Origin of the sequence: Vibrio mimicus CAIM 602 (assembly GCF_000338875.1) — a bacterium.
Lineage (GTDB): Bacteria > Pseudomonadota > Gammaproteobacteria > Enterobacterales > Vibrionaceae > Vibrio > Vibrio mimicus.
Map to the genome: position 1 here is coordinate 223,584 of NZ_AOMO01000016.1, position 22,887 is coordinate 246,470.

Here is a 22,887-nt window from a genome sequence, read left to right on the forward strand (position 1 = left end):
TTAATCCGCTTAGCGTACTTTGAGCGTCGCTAAGCCAATCAATACTAAAACGATTGAAATGATCCAAAAACGCACGATCACGCGTGGCTCTGGCCATCCTTTTAATTCGTAGTGATGGTGAATCGGCGCCATACGGAAGATACGTTGTCCACGCAGCTTGTACGAACCGACTTGTAGAATCACTGACAGCGTTTCCATCACAAAAACACCACCCATGATGACCAACACAAATTCTTGACGAACCAGTACCGCGATAGTGCCTAACGCACCACCGAGAGCCAAGGCACCCACATCGCCCATGAACACTTGTGCAGGATAGGTGTTAAACCAAAGGAAACCTAATCCAGCACCAACCATGGCGGTACAGACAACAACCAGTTCAGAGGTATAAGGAATGTATGGAATGTGCAGATAGTTGGCGAAGTTAACGTTACCCGTTGCCCACGCAATCACAGCAAAACCAGCAGAAACCAATACAGTTGGCATGATGGCCAAGCCATCTAGACCATCAGTCAAGTTAACGGCGTTACTCGTTCCCACAATCACAAAATAGGTCAGAACGATATACATCAGCCCCAACTGTGGCATCACTTCTTTGAAGAAAGGCACAACGAGTTGCGTTGCAGCAGTATCTTTACCATGTGCATAGAGCGCAAAAGCCACAACCAGTGCAATCGCAGATTGCCAGAAGTATTTCCAACGCGCGATCAAACCATCGGTATTCTTGCGTACCACTTTACGGTAGTCATCGACAAATCCCACCGCGCCATAACCAAGCAATACAGCTAAAACAGCCCACACATAAGGGTTGGTGAGATCCGCCCACAGCAGTACAGTGATGGTGATCGCAGCGAGGATCATCACGCCGCCCATGGTCGGAGTACCACGTTTACTAAAGTGAGATTCTGGCCCTTCATTACGTACAACTTGCCCGATCTGCAACATCTGCAGACGTCTGATCATACGTGGCCCCATCCACAACGAAATCCCAAGCGCAGTCAGGATGCTGACGATAGCGCGAAATGAGAGATATTCGAATAGACGGAAAAACGAAAAATATGGCTGGAGCAGTTCAGCAAGCCAAATAATCATGCAAATTTCTCCTTGAGAGCAGCCGCAATCTTACTCATCCCTGCACTGTTGGCACCTTTCACCAACAATACTTGAGCGTGACCCTGTTGTTGTTCTATGTGCTGCTCAATAAATGTCATCATGTCCTGATGGGTAGCAAAGTGATGTCCCTGGCATAGGTCGCTAATCACTTTTGCATCCTTGCCGTACGTCAGGACAAACTCAAAACCGAATGGTGCAGCATGTTCACCGACTTGTTGGTGAAGTGCAAGGCTTTCGTCACCTAACTCAGCCATATTGCCCAAAATTAACCAACGTACTGCTGAAAAGCTGCCCAATAGGTCAACCGCTGCTTTCATGGCGGGCACACTGGCGTTGTAGCTGTCATCAATCAGCTTAATGTCTTCGCGTAATTGAGTCAGGTCCACTCGGCCTTTCACTTTGGCTAAATGCGCTAAACCGTGACGAATTTCCGCCAAGCTTGCGCCCATTTCCAGTGATAAGGCGGCCGCTGCTAATGCATTCGCCACGTTGTGTTGACCAATAATGCCCAACTCAACGTCCACTTCACCGATAGGCGTTACCAAAGTAAAACTAGCCACACCGAGCGCATTTAACCGCACATCGCGTGGATAAAAGTCAGCATTGTGATCGGTCGCGGAAAATGTTTTCACGGTTTTGTCTGCCAGAACCGCTTTCCAGTGCTCGCCACCATTGCTATCTAGGTTCACAATCGCGACCGCACCTTCGCGTAAACCTTGGTAGATCTCACCTTTGGCGCGTTTGACACCATCGATAGAGCCAAATCCTTCTAAATGTGCCGCGGCCACATTGTTCACCAAAGCTACATCTGGCTTGACCAGAGCGGTAGTGTAAGCAATCTCACCGATGTGATTGGCACCTAGCTCAATTACCGCATAGCCATCTTCTGCCGTTGAACGCAGCAAAGTCAGTGGAACACCAATGTCATTATTGAAGTTACCTTGGGTGTAAAGCACTTGGCCTTTTTGGCTTAAAATGCTCGCCACCATCTCTTTCACCGTGGTTTTGCCACAACTGCCAGTGATAGCCACAGTTGGCGTTTGGCATTGAGCATGTACCCAAGCACCAAGTTGACCTAAGGCTTGCTTAGTATCCGCAACAACCAGTTGTGAACAGTCAGCCTCGAGTTCGCGCTGCACCAGAAGAGCAACCGCCCCACCAGTTACCGCTTGAGAAGCAAAATCGTGTGCATCAAAACGCTCACCGACCAGAGCGACAAATAGCGCTTCGGCTGGAATATTACGACTATCGGTAGACACCGCGCTGATTGCGCGATCGGCTCCGACTAAGCGAGCATTAAGTACAGAACAAAGCTGTGAAAGCATCACGCGGATCATGGGTGTAACTCCAGTAACTGTTGGGCGGTTTCCCGATCCGAGTAATGGATCGTTTCGTTAGCCAGCACCTGATAATCTTCATGTCCTTTACCAGCGAGCAGGATGATGTCTTGCGCTCCTGCATTTTGGAGCGCATAGCTCGCAGCTTGAAAACGGTTATGTTCGATATGAGCGAGTTCGGGATGAGTTAGCCCAGCTAGCATATCCGCCACAATCGCTTGTGGTGATTCACTGCGCGGGTTGTCATCGGTCAGGATCACACGATCGGCAAATTGCTCGGCAATCACGGCCATCATCGGACGCTTGCCACGGTCACGATCCCCACCACAGCCAAAGATTGCCCATAGCTGGCCAGCACAATGCACACGTAACGCTCGCAGCGCTTTTTCCAACGCATCAGGTGTGTGTGCATAATCCACCACCATTTTGGCTTTTTGCTCACGTTGGAACAGTTCCATCCGTCCTAATACTGGGCGTAACTGCGGCGCGGTCGCTAACAATGCACTTTTCTCAAAGCCTAAGCTGAGCAAGGTTGCCAAAGCGAGTAGCAAGTTACAGGCATTGAATTCACCGATTAATGGCGCGTGCAATTCGCCGTCGCCCCAAGAACTATCGAAATCCAGCGTGATACCACTTTCCGCATACTGCACTTGCCGTACCCAGATGGCTTGTGCTGTATTCGGTTGCGCTAATAAGGAAACACCAATCGCATGCGGCAGTTGTTTCACCCATTGCGCGCCAACAGCATCATCCACATTGATGATGGCACGTTGGCAGGCATGCTCACTAAAAAGGGTGAATTTCGCTTGCGCGTAGGCATCCATAGTGCCGTGGTAATCGAGATGATCGCGACTTAGATTTGAAAACACTCCAGCCACGAAATTGAGCTTTTTCACTCGCCCTTGCACTAAACCGTGCGATGAGGTTTCGAGTGCGGTGTACTGCGCACCGCGCTCGGCTAAATCGCGCAGTGTGGCTTGAATTTGCAACGCGTTACCTGTGGTGTTCGCCGCCGGCTCAAGCGCATTTAAAAAGCCATTGCCTGTCGTACCCATCACTGCTGCCTTATGGCCCAGTAATTCTAGCCACTGAGCAATCAGCTGTGTGATGGTCGTTTTGCCATTGGTGCCAGTCACGCCAATCAGTTGATTCTGGTGGCCGCCATACAGACGTTCTGCCAACTCCGACAGATGCTGACCAAGCTCGGTCAAATAGATAACTGGTACGCCTTCACGATAGTCAACCAACCCATTTGCATGCTGAGCATCGGCTTCTGCCAGCACGATATTGGCACCTTGCGCGATGGCTTTATCAATAAATTGGCGACCATCGACTGCGTGACCTTGAATGGCAATAAAGGTATCACCCGATTTAATCTGGCGGCTATCCAGTTCAAGATGAGAGATAGCTAGAGAGGCCAAATCAGTGTCGGCCAACTCTAACCAAGGAGCGATCAGTTCGGAGAGCGCTTTAGGCGTGTTCATATTCCGTCTCACACTTATTATTCGTTTTGGAAGCGGTTTTCATCCGGAGCAATATTGAGGATTTGTAGTGCGCCTTTCATGATTTCCGAGAAAACCGGACCGGCCACCGCGCCGCCATAGTAAGAGTCGCCTTGCGGCTCGTTAACCATGACAACCAGTGAAATTCTTGGGTCGCTCACCGGAGCCACCCCTGCGGTATAGGCAAAATACTCATCGCTATAGCCGCCAGCAATTGCTTTACGTGACGTACCTGATTTTGCCGCAATGCGATACCCCGGAACCGCTGCACGGGTTGCGGTACCTCCGGGTTGAGTAACGGTTTCCAGCATCTCAAGTACTTGGTTAACGTATTTGGCTTCTACCACTTGGCGGGACTGCTCATGTTGCCCACCCTCAACGATATGAATTGGTTGATATTTACCGTGGTTGCCTAACGTGGCATAAGCGTGAGCCAGTTGGAGCGGCGTTATCGCTAGGCCATAACCAAATGACAAGGTAGCGATTTCAAATTGCGACCAACGGCGGCGATTCGGGAAAATACCCTGTGTTTCACCAACCAGATCGAGTCCAGACATTTCACCTAAGCCCACCGAACTGTACATACCCAGTAAAGCTTCCAGTGGCATTTCCAACGCTAATTTAGCCACACCAATGTTGCTCGATTTTTTCAAAATCAGTGTGAGGTCGGCTTTGCCGACTTTTGAAGTATCGCGGACACGGCTTCCACCAATTTGCATGGTGCCATCACCGGTATCGATAATCGTGTTTTTGTCAGCAATGCCATTCGCCAGTGCCGCCAGCACCACAAAAGGTTTGACCGTCGAGCCGGGTTCAAACGCATCAGTGATCACCCGGTTACGCATTTTAAAGCTTTGCCAGTCGCTACGATTATTTGGGTTGTAAGAAGGAGCGTTCACCATTGCCAATACCGCACCCGTTTTTACATCCAACATCACTGCAGAAGCAGAGGTTGCACGGTAGTCGGCCATCGCCTGTTTCACAGCACGAAACGCGATCGCTTGTAGGCGCTGGTCGATCGTCAGTTGCAGGGGCTTACCTTCTTGGCGCTCTTCTAACGCGATGTTTTCCACCACACGGCCAAACTTATCTTTACGCGTTACGCTTTTGCCTGACTCACCGGTTAGCGTGGTATCGTAGCTGCGCTCTACCCCTTCAAGTCCGTGACCATCAATCCCCGTCACACCGACTAAGTGGGCACTCACCTCACCAGCAGGATAGTAACGGCGTGATTCCTCTTTAAGCCCAATTCCAGACAGCTTGAGTTCACGGATGTATTTGGCCATTGCAGGGCTGACTTGGCGCTGCAAGTAAATAAAACGACGGGAGCGGTTATCCTCGATTTTTTTCATCATTTCCTGACGATCTAATCCGAGCACATCCGCTAGCGCATGCCAGCGATCTTTCTCTACCAATCCACCTTCTTTGTAAATTGTGACAGGATCAGCCCATACCGCTTCTACCGGCACACTGACCGCCAACGCTTCACCATTACGGTCGGAAATTATGCCGCGGGCAGATTGCAAAGTTTTGGCACGAATTGAGCGCAAATCACCTTCTTTAATCAGATTATCAGGCTCAATGATCTGGATATACGCCACCCGAGCCACCAAGGCACAAAAAGCGGTTAAGACAAAAAACACCAGCAGATAAAAACGCCAGCGAATAAAAATTGGCGCAGGTTCAGCCGTGGTCACACGGGGAGAAACTTTGGAGGATTTGGCAGGGGCGGTTTTCTTCTTCATTTAAGATTGATCACGACTTCTTTATCTGAATCCGGACGCTTCATCTCCAGATCTTTTCTAGCCAATTGTTGTACTCGACTGTGCTCAGCCAAAGCAGTTTCTTCCAGAATCAAGTTACGCCACTCGCTATCGAGCCTATCTCGCTCCATAAAAGCTTGGTCTTTTTCACTGATCGCCTGCCTTGTATGGTGAGTCATAAACACTACACCCATTGCACAGCTAAAAATCAGTACCAAAAACAGCAAAGGCACACGACCTACCGTCAGTAGGTCGATGGCAATTAACTTAGCTAAATTAGGCGGCGACTGACGAGGCATGATCACCCTCTACAGTTTTTCGGCCACACGCAGAACGGAGCTGCGTGAACGAGGGTTAAGTTCCACTTCTTGATCCGATGGCTTGAGTGCCTTACCAACGGTTTTCATTTTGGCGCTACCAAGGGCACGGATCTGATCTTGCGTCAAAGGAATGCCATGTGGCACTTCTGGGCCTTGGCTCTCTTTACGCATAAAGCGTTTCACCATACGGTCTTCCAGTGAATGGAAGCTGATCACTGACAGACGACCTTGTGGGGCCAGAATATCAGAGGCGCCGCGCAGTGCAGTATCAATCTCTTCTAATTCACTGTTGATGTAGATACGGAAAGCCTGAAAAGCACGTGTTGCTGGGTGCTTTTTCTCTTTAAAACTCTTCGGAGCCGCGTCGGAGATGAGTTTTGCTAACTGGCTGGTACGCGTCAAGGGCTCGTTAAGCTCGTTTTCCCGATATTCGACAATGGCTTTAGCAATTCTGCGCGCATGTTTATCTTCACCAAACTCGCGAATTACCCAAGTGATGTCATCCAAGTCCGCTTGGGCAAGCCAAGCTGAAACTGGCATACCACTGGTTGGATCCATGCGCATATCCAATGGGCCATCTTTCATAAAACTAAAGCCGCGCTCCGCATCATCCAACTGCGGTGAAGAAACGCCAAGATCGAACAACACACCATCGACTTTACCCACCAGATCATAACGCTGAGCGTACTCAGCAATGCCCGAGAAAGGGCCATGGATGATGGTAAAACGCGGATCATCAATCTTCTGCGCTTCGGCAATGGCTTGCGGATCACGGTCAATGCTGTACAGACGGCCTTGCGGGCCTAACTGAGCGAGAATAGTACGACTGTGACCACCGCGGCCAAAGGTGCCATCGATGTAGATACCATCCGGCTTGATCGCCAATCCTTCAATCGATTCGTTCAGTAGTACAGAGATGTGTTGGAAAGATGCAGTCATGATTTTCTCGTTGTGCTGGGCATGCCCGTCATATGGGTTAGTGTACCGATTTCAGACACTACCGCTAGCCATAAGCGTATACAGGACGTGACTTTGCGCTAAGTTTAATGGTTTTGCTGTTACCTGAGTCAGCAAAAAGCAAAAAACCCACCATAACACGAGGCTATGATGGGTCTGCAATAGGTGGAGTCGACATATAAGCCGGGTTCTGTTCCGCTTGCGCGGTAGTAGCCATTCCTCTAGGCCAGCAATCACTCACTGGCTCAAGCAACCTACCCGCCTCCTAACGCGAGCAACGCTATGTGGAGGCCTATTTGGTCTTGCTCCGGGTGGAGTTTACCCTGCTACGAACTGTTGCCAGTCGCACGGTGCGCTCTTACCGCACCCTTTCACCCTTACCTGATCCTATCCCGAAGGAGAGGCCATCGGCGGTTTGCTCTCTGTTGCACTTGTCGTAGGCTTGCGCCCCCCAGGCGTTACCTGGCACCCTGCTCTATGGAGCCCGGACTTTCCTCCCCCTTATCAGTCTCCCTGGCTATAGGCCAAGGGACGTCAATAAGGCAGCGACTACCCAGTCAACTCCGCGGCGGATTGTAGCGAGAAGTGTGAGCAGAGTCCAGAAACAATCGGTCAGCTCGTCAAATCTCGGTTTAACTGCTTACTTTGCATTCAATTGGGAATCAAAGGCGAAAAAAAACCGCTGCAAGCAGCGGTTTCTTCAAGCAAACACTTTTTAACCAAACCAGTGAATCAGAAATTACTTTTTCTTTTTCGCTTTGGCATTTGGCAGGTCAGTGATGGTGCCTTCGAATACTTCAGCAGCCAGACCAACAGACTCATGCAGAGTTGGGTGAGCGTGAATGGTCAGGGCGATGTCTTCTGCATCACAGCCCATCTCGATCGCCAGACCGATTTCACCCAGCAGTTCACCACCGTTAGTACCTACGATAGCACCACCGATCACACGATGAGTCTCTTTATCGAAGATAAGCTTAGTCATACCGTCTGCACAGTCAGAAGCAATCGCACGGCCAGAGGCTGCCCATGGGAAAGTCGCAACTTCATAGTTGATGCCTTCTGCTTTCGCTTCTTTTTCTGTCTTACCCACCCAAGCCACTTCTGGCTCAGTGTAAGCGATTGATGGGATCACTTTTGGATCGAAGTAGTGCTTCTTACCCGAGATCACTTCTGCCGCTACGTGGCCTTCATGCACGCCTTTGTGTGCCAGCATTGGTTGACCCACGATGTCACCGATCGCGAAGATGTGCGGAACGTTAGTGCGCATTTGCTTATCCACGCGGATAAAGCCTCGCTCGTCCACTTCCAGACCCGCTTTCTCAGCATCCAGCAGTTTACCGTTTGGTACACGGCCAATCGCAACCAGAACCGCATCGTAACGCTCAGCTTGTGCTGGTGCGCTCTTACCTTCCATTGAAACGTAGATACCATCTTCTTTCGCTTCAACGGCGGTCACTTTGGTTTCCAGCATCAGGTTGAACTTATCTTTGATGCGTTTGGTATAGACTTTAACCATGTCTTTATCCGCAGCAGGGATAAGTTGGTCAAACATCTCAACCACATCAATTTTAGAGCCAAGTGAGTGGTAAACCGTCGCCATTTCCAAACCGATGATACCACCGCCCATGATCAGCAGTTTTCCAGGCACTTCTTTCAGTTCCAGCGCATCGGTTGAATCCCAAATACGTGGGTCTTCATGCGGAATGAATGGCAGTTTGATTGGACGAGAACCTGCGGCAACGATCGCGTTATCGAAAGTCACAACAGTTTTGCCGTCTTCACCTTCCACTTCAATAGTGTTCGGGCCAGTGAATTTACCGTAGCCGTTCACTACGTTCACTTTACGCATTTTTGCCATACCAGCCAGACCGCCGGTCAGCTGATTGATCACTTTTTCTTTCCACAGACGAACTTTGTCGATGTCTGTTTTTGGCTCGCCAAACACGATACCGTGCTCAGTCAGCGCTTTAGCTTCTTCAATCACTTTTGCAACGTGCAGCAGTGCTTTAGAAGGAATACAACCAACGTTCAGACACACACCACCTAGCGTGTTGTAACGTTCGATGATGACGGTATCCAGACCTAAGTCTGCACAGCGGAATGCGGCGGAGTAACCAGCAGGACCGGCACCAAGCACCACGACTTGGGCTTTAATTTCTTTGCTCATTTCGACCTCTTGTAGTCAATATCCCTAACAGGCTGATGGGTGTTCTATCTAGTTGTTTTATTTACAAACGAATCAAAAACGAATGTTTCAAATCAAGCATGTAAAACGATTACTTTCAGACCGCAACAGTTTACAGAGATGTTAATGGTGTGAAAAGTAAATCCATGTAGCCTGTGAGCTAGACAACAATTCAACGGAAAAATCGGTTTCAACGTCAAATTGGGAGATAACCATTAAATCGGGTGGCTTTCGCCACCCGAGAATGCGCTTACAGTACCAGACGACGGATGTCGCTTAGACACTCGTTCAGGTAAGTAATGAAGCGTGCACCTTCTGCACCGTCGATCACGCGGTGATCATAAGACAGTGACAGTGGCAGTTGCAGACGTGGCGCGAACTCTTTGCCGTTCCACACTGGCTTCATCTCAGACTTAGACACACCCAGAATAGCAACTTCTGGTGCGTTAACGATTGGGGTAAACGCAGTACCGCCGATGCCGCCTAAGCTAGAGATAGTGAAACAGCCACCTTGCATGTCAGCTGCAGTCAGCTTACCGCCACGCGCTTTCTTCGATACTTCAGCCAGCTCTTTTGACAGCTCGTAGATGCCTTTCTTGTTCACATCTTTAAACACAGGAACCACCAGACCATTTGGTGTATCCACTGCGATACCGATGTTCACGTATTTCTTCAGGATCAAGCTTTCGCCGTCGTCAGACAGAGAAGAGTTGAACGCAGGGAAAGCTTCCAGCGCTTTAGCGGCTGCTTTCATGATGAAGACCAGCGGAGTGATCTTCATGCCTGTGTCGCGCTTCGCTTCCATCGCGTTTTGCTCTTGACGGAATTTCTCTAGCTCAGTGATGTCTGCATTGTCCCATTGGGTCACGTGCGGGATCATCACCCAGTTACGGTGCAGGTTAGCACCAGAGATTTTCTTGATGCGAGACAGTGGTTGCACTTCGGTTTCACCGAACTTGCTGAAATCCACTTTTGGCCAAGGCAATAAGCCCAGAGCAGCGCCATCACCTTTGCCTGAAGCGGTTGCTTGCGCGCCAGATTCCAGACGTTTCAGCGCTTCTTTCACGTAGCTCTGTACGTCTTCTTTCAGGATACGGTTCTTACGGCCAGAGCCTTTTACTTTGGCTAGGTTAACGCCAAATTCACGAGCCAGACGACGCACTACTGGAGAAGCGTGTGAGTACTCATGGTTTTCTTGGAATTCGCCACTTGCTGCTGGTGCAGCCGCCGCAGGAGCTACTGCTTGAGCAGGTGCTGCCGCTGGTGCAGAAGCTTGAACAGGTGCCGCTACTGGCGCTGCGCCAGCAACTTCAAACACCATGATCAGCGAGCCAGTTTTCACTTTATCGCCTGCTGCTACTTTGATCTCTTTTAGAGTACCGGCAAATGGTGCAGGTACTTCCATAGAAGCCTTATCGCCTTCTACTGTGATCAATGATTGCTCTTCGCTGATGCTGTCGCCCACGTTAACCATGATTTCCGTTACGGTCACTTCGTCACCGCCGATATCAGGTACTTGAACTTCTTTCAGTGCTGCAACGGCTGGAGCAGCGGCTACCGCTGGTGCCGCAGCTTGGACTGGTGCTGCAACTGGCGCAGCGCCTGCTACTTCAAACACCATGATCAGTGAGCCAGTTGATACTTTGTCGCCAGCTGCGATTTTGATCTCTTTAACCGTACCTGCAAAAGGTGCTGGTACTTCCATTGACGCTTTGTCGCCTTCAACGGTGATCAGAGATTGCTCTTCAGCAACCACATCGCCAACTTTAACCATGATTTCAGTCACTTCAACTTCATCACCGCCAATGTCTGGTACTTGCACTTCTTTCAGTGCAGCTGCCGCTGGAGCCGCAGCAACAGGTGCCGCCGCTTGAGGCGCAGGAGCTGGTGCAGCCGCTGCTGCACCTTCCGCTTCAAATACCATGATCAGAGAGCCAGTAGACACTTTGTCACCTGCAACCACTTTGATCTCTTTAACGATACCCGCTTGAGAAGCAGGAACTTCCATAGAAGCTTTGTCGCCTTCAACCGTGATCAGAGATTGCTCTTCAGCCACTTTGTCGCCTACTTTGACGAGAATCTCAGTGACTTCAACCTCATCCGCACCGATGTCAGGTACATAAATTTCGATTGCCATTACTTTTCCTACCTTCAATTAAGCGTACAGCGGGTTGGTTTTTTCAGTGTCGATGTCGAATTTCTTGATTGCTGCTGCAACCACTGATTTCTCAACATCACCACGTTTAGCCAATTCATTCAGCGCTGCGACTACAACGTAGCCTGCATTCACTTCAAAGTGACGACGCAGGTTTTCACGGCTGTCTGAGCGGCCGAAACCATCAGTACCCAGCACTTTGTAAGACTCAGCAGGAATGAACGCACGTACTTGATCCGCGTAGTTCTTCATGTAGTCAGTTGCTGCGATAGCAGGCTCAGTACCCATCACTTGTGCGATGTAAGGTACTTTCACGTCTGCTTCTGGGTGCAGCATGTTGAAACGATCACAAGCTTGGCCATCACGCGCCAGCTCGTTGAATGAAGTCACAGAGTAAACGTCAGACGCTACACCGTACTCTTCACTCAGAATTTGTGCTGCTTTACGCACTTCGTTCATGATGGTGCCTGAGCTCATCAGTTGAACTTTTGCTTTGTTACCTGCGTAAGTTTCCAGCTTGTAGATACCTTTACGGATACCTTCTTCAGCACCAGCAGGCATTGCTGGGTGAGCGTAGCTTTCGTTCATCAGTGTCAGGTAGTAGAACACGTTCTCTTGCTCACCGTACATACGACGGATACCGTCTTGCAGGATTACCGCAACTTCGTAAGCGAAGGTTGGGTCGTAAGAGATACAGTTTGGTACTGTGCCCGCAAGAATGTGCGAGTGACCATCTTCGTGCTGTAGACCTTCACCGTTCAGCGTTGTACGACCCGCAGTAGCACCCAGTAGGAAGCCACGCGCTTGCTGGTCGCCCGCCATCCACGCCATGTCGCCAACACGTTGGAAACCGAACATAGAGTAGTAGATGTAGAACGGGATCATCGGCAGGTTATTGGTGCTGTATGAAGTTGCAGCCGCAACCCAAGATGACATTGCACCCAGCTCGTTGATACCTTCTTGCAGTACCTGACCTGAAGTCGCTTCTTTGTAGTAAGAAACGATATCGCGATCTTGTGGAGTGTAGTTCTGACCGTGTGGGTTGTAGATACCGATTTGACGGAACAGACCTTCCATACCGAACGTACGTGCTTCATCCGCGATGATAGGAACAATGTTTTGACCAATGTTCTTATCTTTCAGCAGGATGTTCAGTGAACGGACATACGCCATGGTTGAAGAAATTTCACGGCTTTGCTCTTCCAGCAGTGGCTTGAAGTCTTCCAGTGCAGGCACGATGAATTCGCCAGTGAAGTTAGGCAGACGCTGAGGTGTGTAACCATGCAGTGCTTTACGACGAGCGTGCAGGTACTCAAGCTCTTTTGAGCCTTCTTCCAGTTTCAGGTAAGGCAGGTTCTTCACGTCTTCATCAGAGATCAGATCTTGCAGACCTAGGCGGTTACGCATTGCCAGAACATGGGTCATATCCATCTTCTTAACTTGGTGCGCAATGTTCTTACCTTCAGCTGCATCACCCATGCCGTAACCTTTAACAGTTTTCGCTAGGATAACGGTTGGGCGGCCTTTGGTGTCTTGTGCATTCTTGAACGCTGCGTACAGTTTAGATGACTCGTGACCACCGCGTTTCAGAGCGAAGATCTCATCGTCAGTCATGTCAGCAACCAGTGCTGCTGTCTCTGGGTACTTACCAAAGAAGTGCTCACGTACGTAAGCGCCATCTTTAGCTTTGAACGTTTGGTAGTCGCCGTCGATGGTTTCATTCATCAGTTGCAGCAGTTTACCAGTGCTGTCTTTCGCCAGCAGTTTGTCCCAGCCGTTGCCCCAAATCACTTTCACTACGTTCCAGCCTGCGCCACGGAACAGACCTTCCAATTCTTGGATGATCTTGCCGTTACCCATAACAGGGCCGTCCAGACGTTGCAGGTTACAGTTGATCAGGAAGCATAGGTTATCCAGCTTCTCACGCGCTGCGAAAGAGATCGCGCCGCGTGATTCTGGCTCGTCCATCTCACCGTCACCAAGGAAGGCGTATACGCGCTGTGCCGTGGTGTCTTTCAGGCCACGACCATTCAGATACTTCAGGAAACGAGCTTGATAAATTGCAGAAATTGGACCCAGACCCATAGATACGGTTGGGAATTGCCAGAATTCAGGCATCAATTTCGGGTGTGGGTAAGAAGGAAGACCTTTGCCATCCACTTCCTGACGGAAGTTGTCCAGTTGCTCTTCGGTCAAACGGCCTTCAACGAAAGCACGCGCGTAGATCCCTGGAGAGATGTGACCTTGATAGTAAACCAAGTCGCCACCGTCTTTCTCGTTTGGAGCACGGAAGAAGTGGTTGAAACAGGTTTCGTAGAAAGCAGCGGAAGATTGGAAAGAAGCCATGTGGCCACCCAGTTCCAGATCTTTCTTCGATGCACGCAGCACGATCATGATCGCGTTCCAGCGAATGATTGAACGGATACGACGTTCGATCGTGGTGTCACCTGGGTAAGCAGGCTCCTGCGCCGTAGGAATGGTGTTGATGTAGTTGGTGGTGACGCCTGTTGGCATGTCTACCCCATCCAAACGCGCTTTTTCCAGTACTTGTTCAAGCAGGTACTGCGCACGCTCTACGCCTTCTTCACGGACAACGGATTCAAGGGCAGCAAGCCACTCCTGAGTTTCCAGTGCATCTACGTCATGCTTCATGTCAGACATGGCGATCTATCCTTCTGTTGGTTGGATTTAAATTGAATCGCAATGGCCGCTATTGCGGCTCATTACCTTGCTGAATTCGACGCAGAGATCGCTCACGGCGAGTCTGTTCACGAGTCAAATCCAACAACGTTTCTTCGATATAAGCTAAGTGAGAATGGGACATTTCACGTGCCTTTTCTGGCAGACCCGAAACAATCGCATCCACAATGTTAGCCCGGTGTTTGCTTACTTTCTCTACCGCTTCAGGGCGGCGATGTAAGAGTTTAAAATTCTGACGAATATTCTGCTCAAGCAGTGGACTCAAGCTGCGTACAATGTGCAGTAGCACAACGTTGTGCGCCGCTTCAGTAATGGCAATCAAAAAGGCCATCACCCGCTCCGCTTCTTCATCCACATTGTTCAATGCCTGAGCTTCCGCGATACGCGTGACACAGTGTTGAATGCGAGCAAAATCTTCTTCGGTACCACGCAACGCCGCAAAATAGGCGCAAATGCCTTCCAGCGCATGACGCGCTTCCAGCAGATCCAGTTGAGTTTCGGAGTGGCTAGACAATAAATTTAGCAGAGGATCAGAAAAGCTCTGCCAAATACGGTCGCTAACGAATGTACCGCCACCTTGACGGCGGGTGAGCAAGCGTTTGGCTTCCAAGCGTTGTATGGCTTCTCTGATCGAGGGACGAGACACTTCAAACTGTTTAGCCAGCTCGCGTTCCGGAGGAAGTTGCTGACCGGGTGAGAGTGTTCCTTCCACTATCAGTCTCTCCAGTTCCTGTTCAATCACATCGGAGAGCTTTGGCTGACGAATCCTTTGATAAGCCATAATTTATTGTTCTTCTACTCTTATTCTTATTGCTGGCAATTGGTAATACCAATTTTAAGTTGGTGCAGAAATTAACATAATTAAAACGCCAGTGTCCAGCCGAAAATTGACCTAAATCATAGAACAGGTCACACATAAACATCTTGCTAACAATAGTTGATTAAAACAGCAAAAATATTGGTAAGACCAATTACAAGTTATATACAGATGGGGAGTTTCCGCGCTAGAAGTGTCAAAGCGTGGCAGCTTTTGAAGAAAAATGAAGGTTTTCTTAGCAAGAAAAATTTTTCTGATTTAAGCGAAATGGTAAACGCTGCTAAAAGAGGGTTGTGTAGCCTCATTTTCATCACTCACCACAAGATGCAATAAGATGTGTGGCGAGATTTCCCAATGAAACAAATCTTTACGCTTACCTTATACGCTCACCTCTCCTAAATTTGCTTATCTCTCACAATTCAATGCAACTCATTAAGTCATTTCATCGTTTTATCAACACCAATCACGTTTACTTATTATTCAATTGGTTAGTATGCAGTCGGTTTTAACTGATAACGTGACTGACAATGAAAAAAACAATTTTAACCAGCGCTATCGCGCTCTCCTTTGCTTTTCCAGCCCTCGCCGCCAATGGCGATATCCACAATGTCACCATTTTGGGCACTTCAGATCTGCACGGCCATTTCATGCCTTGGGATTACTCTGCAGATAAGCTCAATCTAAGTGGCAGCTTGAGCCAAATTGCTACCAAGGTGAAGACGATTCGCCAAGAGCAGCCGAACGTAATTCTGGTCGATGCTGGCGACACCATTCAAGGCAACTTTGTCGAGACCTTCAAAGATGAAGAGGTTGATCCCATGATGTTGGGCTTCAACGAAATGAAGTATGACGTCTGGGTTCTTGGTAATCATGAGTTCGATTTTGGCCTCAAGGTACTCAATCGCTCTTTAACTCAATTTAAAGGGCAATCTCTGGCGGGCAACATCCAGCGTTCTGATGGCAACCCTTTCCTGCCCGGCTACACCATTATTGAACGTGGCGGTATCAAGATCGGAGTGATCGGTATGGATACTCCGATGACTCAGGTGTTTGCCGAAGGGACTAACCGACTGGAAGGTATGACCTTTACTAACCCGACCCTCGAAGTGAAAAAGATCATCAAGCAAATTGATCCTCAAGTCGATGCGATTGTGTTAGTGGCACACATGGGGCTTGAGAATGAAAACGACATCGCCAACACCGGTGTAACCGACATTGCCAACGGCAACCCAGAGCTGGATGCGATTGTGGCTGGCCACATGCATACTCGCATTGATAAAGCCGTGGTGAACGGCGTGATCATCACCGAACCAGACAAATACGGACGTGCGCTATCGCGCATCGATCTGCAATTTGAAGAACAAAACGGCAAGTTCACTCTCGTCAACAAAGATAGCCTGACCTACAAAATCAAAGACATCACTTCCGACAGTAAGATGGAATCGATCTACGAGCCTTACCATAAACGCTTACGTGAAATGGCTAACCGCGAAATTGCCCAACTTAGTGGGGTGAACTTGGTGCCGGAAAACGAAATTCGTGGCATCCCACAAGTGCATGTGCAGGACACAGGCATCAGCGCACTCTTCCAAGAAGCAAGCTTTTTCTATGCACCAAAAGCCAATGTCATTGCGCTGCAAATTGATAACGACAATGCCAAATTGGATGTGGGCCCGATCAAAGCCAAAGACATCGCCTACAACTACCAATATGCAGGAGGGGAAATCACGGTTTACCAAATGACGGGCAAAGAGCTGAAGCAATATATGGAATGGTCGGCGGGCTATTTCAACTCCGTCAAACCGGGTGATGTCACTTACAGCTTTAACCCAGAGCGTCGTGCGTCAAAATACTCCACCAACGATTTCTTTGCTGGGGTGACTTACACCATCGATCTCACTCAGCCAGCAGGGCAACGCATTACCGAGTTGAAATTTGCTGATGGCACACCAGTAGCTGACAACAGTGAAATTCGCTTGGGTATGAACAGCTACCGAATGGGGCATCTCACCCAGAAAGGAGGCGTACTGGAAGGGCAACAATTCCCAGTGCTGTTTGATACCGAAGCCGAATACGGAGAAGAACAAGGCACCATCCGCAATCTAACCATTCGTTACCTCACCGAGCAAAAGCAAGGCAAGTATGAAGGTAAACCGATGCAACGTTGGAAACTGTCTGGCTTAGAAGGATTTGAGAAGGAACGTGAGATCGTTAAAGAGCTGATCAATAGCGGTAAAATTGATGTCCCAGCCAGCGCTGATGGCCGCTACACCAATATTGAATCAATTAATGTCCAAGACCTGATTTTGAAAAACTCAGAAGAGAAAAATGCTTCAATCATGAAGCGCTTATCCCGCTTGGAAACCGCGCCAAGTGACGAAAAAGCCACGCTAAAACGTGAGCTGATTTTGCTGGAAGCGCTCAACCCTTAAAACATTAAAACGCTCTCTTCTTTTTATTGGAGAGGGCGTTTCTTCAACTTAGGTTCTTTGTCGTTGAGATTTAGACAGTTTTAGCGCCTAACACTCACACGCAAATTACATCGCTTCGATGGCTTTTTGAATCGCTGGGCCAATTTGGCGCTTACGCGAAGTCACACCGTCTAGCACTAAAATGTCGCCTTTGATTTTTACATCGAACGCATTGGCAAGGACTTTCTCATCTTGCTTATCTGCCCACAGGATATTTGCGCGATTGTTTTTCGTGTCGGTGATAGAAAAGAAGAGGTAGTCTAGACCCTGTTCCTTTTTATATGCTTTTATCGCTTTCAGGAAATCATCTTTACGATCAACTAACTGCTGAGCCATCAAGGTTTCAGCCACACCAATCCCAACTTTCTTACCACCGAATTCAAAATTCTTGTAGTCCATCGTCAAAATGGTTTCTGCCGAGAAATGGCTTAAATCCGACTTCGCCACCAACATTTGCTGACCGAAATCTTGAATGTCTTTCACGCCAGCAATCTTCGCCAGCTTTTCGGCGTACTTTTTGTCGTACTCAGTTGTCGTGGAAGACTGGAATACCACCGTATCAGAAAGAATCGCGCCTAAACCCGCACACGCAACCGACTTAGGCAGTGTAACGCCCAATTTTTCTGCATTGTCAGCCAGAATTGTTGCGGTAGAACCCCAAGCACGAATATCCATGCTGACGATTTGCGGCATGCTGATTGGCTTACTGCCGAAAGCATGGTGATCGATGATCGCAACGATAGAGGTTGGATCAACCGATTTTGCCAACTGAGTAGATTGGTTGAAATCAAGCAGACCGATTTGGTGTGATGAGAAATCGGCTTTCAGTTTTGGCGCTTCGATACCACAATATTTGAAAACAAATTGACTCTCTGGGTTGATCTCTTCTGCAACGGCCGCTGTACCGCCATAGATACTCGCGGCAACCAGCACAGACGCAGCACTGTCAGTATCTGGGCTTAGGTGGCCAACCCAAACGAGGTTTTCAGTATTGTTGTTCTTTAGTGTTTCTAGATCCAAAGCCGCGTTTGCTACACCGCTAAGCGAAGCAAGAATAGTCAATCCAAGTAATGAGCGTTTCATCTGAGTCCTTAATATCGATAAGAATTGAAGGCAGGTAAGCTACCTGAGTTTTGCTGCAATTTAGATGCGTAAACATTTCAATTCATTAGATATTTACGAGAGGCTTTGTTTTTTTTCGACAAACCACACATTTACTAAATAGTTATTAAGGAAAACGCTTACTAATTAACCTAGGTCAAACACGGCAACGACTATGAATGCTACTGGCTTCGAGCTCGCTCCTAAAGGCACATCTCACCCTCTAGGCTAACTGCACCTTGCTCAACCACACGCTGTAAACCACTTTTTGTGATTGTGAAGACATGGTTTGCCGACAAATTCCATCACTCAGCATCTAAGAGTTTCAATACCAACCTACTTCGCTTCGATATGATCAATCATGAGCTGCAAAGACTGACTCCCACGAAACTCGTTAATATCGAGTTTGTAAGCCAAACGCACCGTCTTGACTGACGCATCCGGCCAGCGGCGTAAATCGACATTAAACGCAATACCATCAATCATCACATTGGTGGGAAAACCTTTATACAGCGGCTCTAACATCAGTTTGAGATGCTTTTCACCCACCAGTTTTTGGTGCAGCACTTTAAATTCACCATCAAACAGTGGCTCAGGAAACGCTTGTCCCCACGGGCCTCCTGCACGCAGCATCTCGGCCGTATGCAGAGAAAACTCTTCCGGTTTCAGTTCACCATCGCTGAGAATAATGCCTTTAAGTGCTGCTTCATCCAGCTCTTCACGCACCAAGTTGTCAAACAGTCGGCAAAAACGCTCAAAATTCTGCTCTTCAATGGTGAGACCCGCCGCCATCGCGTGGCCACCAAACTTGAGGATGATGCCCGGATTTTGGGTATCAATCTTATCCAGCGCATCACGCATATGTAGACCGGGAACCGAACGACACGAGCCTTTGAGTTTGCCATCGCCGCCTTCGGCAAATGCAATCACCGGGCGGTGGTATTTCTCTTTGATGCGCGAAGCCAGAATGCCGATCACCCCTTGGTGCCAATCGCGCTGAAACAGCACTAAACCGTAAGGTAATTCGCGATCATCGCTCAGTTGCAATCGCTCACAAAACGCGACTGCCTCTTGCTTCATCCCTTCTTCAATCTCTTTACGCGTTTGATTAAGGCCATCCAGTTCACTGGCCATACGCCGCGCGGCATGAATGTTGTTACACAGCAGCAGTTCGACACCAAACGACATATCATCCAAACGCCCCGCCGCATTAATTCGCGGCCCAAGTGCAAAACCAAAATCGGCAGCCACCAAACGGCGCGCATCGCGTTTGGCCACTTCAATCAGTGCTTGAATACCGGGACGTGCTAAGCCTGCACGAATACGCTGCAAACCTTGATGTACCAGAATGCGGTTGTTGTCATCCAGCGGTACTACATCGGCAACTGTGCCAAGCGCCACTAAATCAATCAGCTCCATCAATTTAGGTTCGGCAATGCCTTGCGCGGCAAACCAACCTTGCTGACGCATGTGTACGCAGAGTGCCATCATCAGATAGAACGCCACGCCCACCCCAGCAAGCGCCTTAGAAGGGAAAGCACACTGCTGCAAATTAGGGTTCACCATGGCATCCACTTCCGGCAGCTCTTGCCCCGGTAAATGGTGGTCGGTCACCAGAACTTGCAAGCCCTTCTGCTTGGCGTAACGGACACCTTCTAGCGAAGAAACTCCGTTATCCACCGTCATGATCATCTCTGCGCCACGCTCAATCGCTTGATCAACGACTTCTGGACTGAGGCCATAACCATCTTCAAAACGGTTCGGCACCAAGTAATCCACATTGTGACTACCCAACATGCGCAGCGCCAATACCGAAAGTGCCGAGCTAGTCGCGCCATCGGCATCAAAATCCCCTACCACTATGATGCGCTTTTGTTCGGCAATCGCTGCGAACAGCAGCTCAACCGCACGTTCAATGCCATGCAGTTGTTTAAATGAGTGCAGTGCTTTGGCGGCTTTTTCGAGTTGCACGATATCACGCACGCCACGGTTGAGGTAAAGCCTGCGCAATAGAGGAGCTATGGTGTCAGGAAGAAGAGAGAGATCGGGTTCAGGGCGTCGCTGTATTTCTATCATGCTGTGACAGGCCAAAGTTACCTCTGGCCTGTTTCCTTAATTAATTGGAGATTATTGTGTGGCTTGCAGGCGTTGCAGCAGTTGTGGTGCAGGCAAGTAACCGCCGACCATTTCACCATTTGGCAAGAAGATCGCTGGTGTGCCGCTAATACCTAGCTCATGACCGAGCATATAGTGCTGTGCAATAGTCTGCTGACACTGAGCAATATCTTTATCGGCAGTAATGGTTTTACGATTCACTTTCGCATCGTGCATCGCAGCTTTTGGATCATTAGAACACCAAATTGCGGCCATTTGATCTGCCACTTGACCTTTTGGTCCCTGACGTGGGTAAGCAAGGTAACGTACAGTAATACCTAAATCGTTATAGTCTTGGATCTGGCTATGCAGACGCACACAGTAACCACAAGTGATGTCGGTAAACACGGTAATCGCGTATTTTTCATTTGGTGCTTTGAACTCAATCATGCTGTCTCGTAACGCAGCCAGCTTCTTAGCATTCAGCGGAGCTTGGCGCTGCGCCAACACATCTACATAGCTACCATCAGCGTCCAGCGCATAAAGCGTTCCTGCAATAAAATGCTCACCATCCGGTGAGGAAAACAGTATCCCGCCGGAAGTCTGTACTTCGAGCAAGCCTTTAATATCAGCAGGTTTGATGTCTTGAACCTGTAATCCAAGCTTGGCAAAACGCTGTTCAAGCTCGGCTTTATTGAACTGGGTTGGTGCGGTGCTCGCTTGTACGTTGAATGCAATACTCAGTAAAGGAAATGCCAGCCATTTTAGTCGGCGCAGTACGCTCATGAAAATCACCTTATTTTCAAGCCCTTGGATGGTGCTCGTTGTGGAGTTGTTTAAGCCGCTCAGTCGCGACATGAGTATAAATTTGTGTGGTGGATAAATCACTATGCCCAAGCAGCATCTGCACCACCCGCAGATCCGCTCCGTAATTGAGCAAGTGAGTCGCAAACGCATGGCGCAGCACGTGAGGTGAGAGCAGCTCAACATCAATTTCTGCAATCACCGCATAGTGTTTGATGCGATGCCAAAACGTTTGACGTGTCATCTGTTGACCACGGCTACTAGGGAAAACAATGTCTGACGTCTGCTCCCCCAGGAGTAAAGACCGCCCCTTCTGCAAAAAAGTTTCAATCCATTCAATCGCATTTTCACCCATTGGTACGAGTCGCTCTTTACCGCCTTTACCAATCACTCGCACTACACCTTGGCGCAAACTCATGTTTTCCATGGTCAGCGACACCAGTTCCGTCACTCGCAAACCGGTAGCATATAGCAGTTCGAGCATGGCTTTATCGCGCAGCTCAATCGGTGTTTGTGGATCTGGCGCACTTAGGAGCGCTTCAACTTGCGCTTCGGTCAAATCTTTCGGTAAGCGAGTCGGTAATTTTGGGCTGATCAGCAGCGCACTAGGATCATCAGCGCGTACCTTCTCACGATGTAAATACTGAAAAAGACGGCGAATAGCAGAAAGCATACGGGCTTTAGAGGTTGGTTTGTAATTCTGCTCCGACAACCAACTTTGGTACTCCTGCAAACCGGAGAAACTGATAAAATCCAGCTGATACTGATGCTGTGCCATCCACTCCAGTAGTTTGCTCAAATCATTACGATACGAAGCAACGGTATTTTCCGCCAAACCACGCTCGAACCACATCGCATCTAAAAATTGTTCTACCAATCCCTGATCGGGAGACAAGGCTTCGCTCACTCTATCCTCAGCTTTAGCTATATCTTTACAGCGCGTTTAATAGCATAAAAAAGCGCGTGATGCAGGATATTGGCTGCATTCCGATCATTTTTATGGTTAGAATTTGCTATTCCTTCGCAGACAGATACAAATAATTGATGAAGATTGGTCTATTTTATGGCTCAACCACCTGCTACACCGAAATGACCGCGGAGAAAATTCGCGCCATTATTGGTGAAGAGCTAGTGGACATCCACAATGTAAAAGATTCTCCGCTCACTTTAATGAGTGATTACGATCTTTTACTGCTGGGCATTTCAACGTGGGATTTCGGTGAAATTCAAGAAGACTGGAGTGCGGTATGGGATCACATCGATGGCGTGTCGCTAAAAAACAAGTACGTCGCGTTATTCGGCTTAGGCGATCAAGAAGGCTATGGCGAATGGTATCTGGATGCGATGGGGCTACTGCACGACCAGATCAAGAAGAGCGGAGCTAAAATGATTGGCTATTGGCCAATTCAAGGTTATGAGTTCGAAGCATCAAAAGCCCTGACCGAAGATGGCCAACACTTTGTCGGTCTTGCGCTGGATGAAGATTCGCAATATGACTTGAGTGATGAGCGTATCGCGACTTGGGTTGAACAAGTGCTGACTGAGTATCACGACGCTATTTAGCTTCA

Annotated in this window: 16 protein-coding genes and 1 other RNA gene; 2 read left to right on the plus strand and 15 right to left on the minus strand. The window is 48.9% G+C overall.

Going from position 1 to position 22,887, the window contains the following annotated elements; translation table 11 throughout:
• Positions 1 to 9: 9 nt before the first annotated feature.
• The 11 genes from mraY to pdhR all read right to left on the minus strand — a co-directional run bounded on the left by mraY (position 10) and on the right by pdhR (position 14,813).
• Positions 10 to 1,092: a phospho-N-acetylmuramoyl-pentapeptide-transferase gene (gene mraY, locus D908_RS16585; RefSeq protein WP_000587846.1), complete on the minus strand. Its 1,083-nt coding sequence runs from the start codon at positions 1,090 to 1,092 to the stop codon at positions 10 to 12.
• On the minus strand, positions 1,089 to 2,450 hold the full coding sequence (murF, locus tag D908_RS16580) for a UDP-N-acetylmuramoyl-tripeptide--D-alanyl-D-alanine ligase (RefSeq protein ID WP_005522554.1): 1,362 nt from the start codon (positions 2,448 to 2,450) through the stop codon (positions 1,089 to 1,091). The genes mraY and murF overlap by 4 nt, the downstream gene beginning before the upstream one ends.
• Positions 2,447 to 3,934, minus strand: coding sequence for a UDP-N-acetylmuramoyl-L-alanyl-D-glutamate--2,6-diaminopimelate ligase (gene murE / locus D908_RS16575; protein WP_005522555.1), 1,488 nt, complete (start codon positions 3,932 to 3,934; stop codon positions 2,447 to 2,449). Before murE ends, murF begins: the two co-directional genes overlap by 4 nt.
• A gap of 17 nt (positions 3,935 to 3,951) precedes the next feature.
• Positions 3,952 to 5,697, minus strand: coding sequence for a peptidoglycan glycosyltransferase FtsI (locus D908_RS16570; RefSeq protein ID WP_000730551.1), 1,746 nt, complete (start codon positions 5,695 to 5,697; stop codon positions 3,952 to 3,954).
• Positions 5,694 to 6,014, minus strand: a complete 321-nt coding sequence (gene ftsL / locus D908_RS16565; RefSeq protein WP_005522556.1) for a cell division protein FtsL — start codon at positions 6,012 to 6,014, stop codon at positions 5,694 to 5,696. The genes D908_RS16570 and ftsL overlap by 4 nt, the downstream gene beginning before the upstream one ends.
• 9 nt (positions 6,015 to 6,023) lie before the next feature.
• Positions 6,024 to 6,974 carry a 16S rRNA (cytosine(1402)-N(4))-methyltransferase RsmH gene (gene rsmH / locus D908_RS16560; protein WP_000127222.1) on the minus strand — a complete coding sequence of 317 codons (951 nt, stop codon included), beginning with the start codon at positions 6,972 to 6,974 and terminating at the stop codon, positions 6,024 to 6,026.
• A gap of 181 nt (positions 6,975 to 7,155) precedes the next feature.
• Positions 7,156 to 7,557: RNase P RNA component class A (gene rnpB / locus D908_RS20170), an RNA gene on the minus strand.
• A gap of 174 nt (positions 7,558 to 7,731) precedes the next feature.
• The gene (gene lpdA / locus D908_RS16555; RefSeq protein WP_000031532.1) at positions 7,732 to 9,159 is read right to left on the minus strand and encodes a dihydrolipoyl dehydrogenase; all 1,428 of its coding nucleotides are present in this window, start codon (positions 9,157 to 9,159) and stop codon (positions 7,732 to 7,734) included.
• A 268-nt stretch (positions 9,160 to 9,427) separates the two neighbouring features.
• Complete coding sequence (aceF, locus tag D908_RS16550; RefSeq protein WP_005522561.1) at positions 9,428 to 11,314, minus strand: pyruvate dehydrogenase complex dihydrolipoyllysine-residue acetyltransferase; 1,887 nt, start codon at positions 11,312 to 11,314, stop codon at positions 9,428 to 9,430.
• Positions 11,315 to 11,332: 18 nt separating this feature from the next.
• The gene (gene aceE / locus D908_RS16545; RefSeq protein WP_005522563.1) at positions 11,333 to 13,993 is read right to left on the minus strand and encodes a pyruvate dehydrogenase (acetyl-transferring), homodimeric type; all 2,661 of its coding nucleotides are present in this window, start codon (positions 13,991 to 13,993) and stop codon (positions 11,333 to 11,335) included.
• A gap of 49 nt (positions 13,994 to 14,042) precedes the next feature.
• Positions 14,043 to 14,813: a pyruvate dehydrogenase complex transcriptional repressor PdhR gene (gene pdhR / locus D908_RS16540; RefSeq protein ID WP_005522565.1), complete on the minus strand. Its 771-nt coding sequence runs from the start codon at positions 14,811 to 14,813 to the stop codon at positions 14,043 to 14,045.
• 563 nt (positions 14,814 to 15,376) lie between these two features.
• On the opposite strand from pdhR, the gene D908_RS16535 reads away from it, so the two are divergent.
• A complete protein-coding gene (locus D908_RS16535) occupies positions 15,377 to 17,281 on the plus strand; it encodes a bifunctional metallophosphatase/5'-nucleotidase (RefSeq protein WP_005522567.1) in 1,905 nt (634 codons plus the stop codon).
• 105 nt (positions 17,282 to 17,386) lie between these two features.
• Here the strand turns inward: D908_RS16535 and D908_RS16530 are convergent, their stop codons facing one another.
• The 4 genes from D908_RS16530 to xerD form a co-directional block, all read right to left on the minus strand.
• A complete protein-coding gene (locus tag D908_RS16530; protein WP_000830793.1) occupies positions 17,387 to 18,403 on the minus strand; it encodes a manganese-dependent inorganic pyrophosphatase in 1,017 nt (338 codons plus the stop codon).
• Positions 18,404 to 18,757: 354 nt separating this feature from the next.
• Complete coding sequence (recJ, locus tag D908_RS16525) at positions 18,758 to 20,497, minus strand: single-stranded-DNA-specific exonuclease RecJ (RefSeq protein WP_005522570.1); 1,740 nt, start codon at positions 20,495 to 20,497, stop codon at positions 18,758 to 18,760.
• A gap of 51 nt (positions 20,498 to 20,548) precedes the next feature.
• A complete protein-coding gene (gene dsbC, locus D908_RS16520; protein WP_000115042.1) occupies positions 20,549 to 21,301 on the minus strand; it encodes a bifunctional protein-disulfide isomerase/oxidoreductase DsbC in 753 nt (250 codons plus the stop codon).
• A gap of 16 nt (positions 21,302 to 21,317) precedes the next feature.
• Entirely contained in the window at positions 21,318 to 22,196 is an 879-nt protein-coding gene (gene xerD, locus D908_RS16515) for a site-specific tyrosine recombinase XerD (protein ID WP_172462051.1), read from the minus strand.
• A 167-nt stretch (positions 22,197 to 22,363) separates the two neighbouring features.
• On the opposite strand from xerD, the gene fldB reads away from it, so the two are divergent.
• Entirely contained in the window at positions 22,364 to 22,882 is a 519-nt protein-coding gene (gene fldB / locus D908_RS16510) for a flavodoxin FldB (RefSeq protein ID WP_000690114.1), read from the plus strand.
• Positions 22,883 to 22,887: the final 5 nt, after the last annotated feature.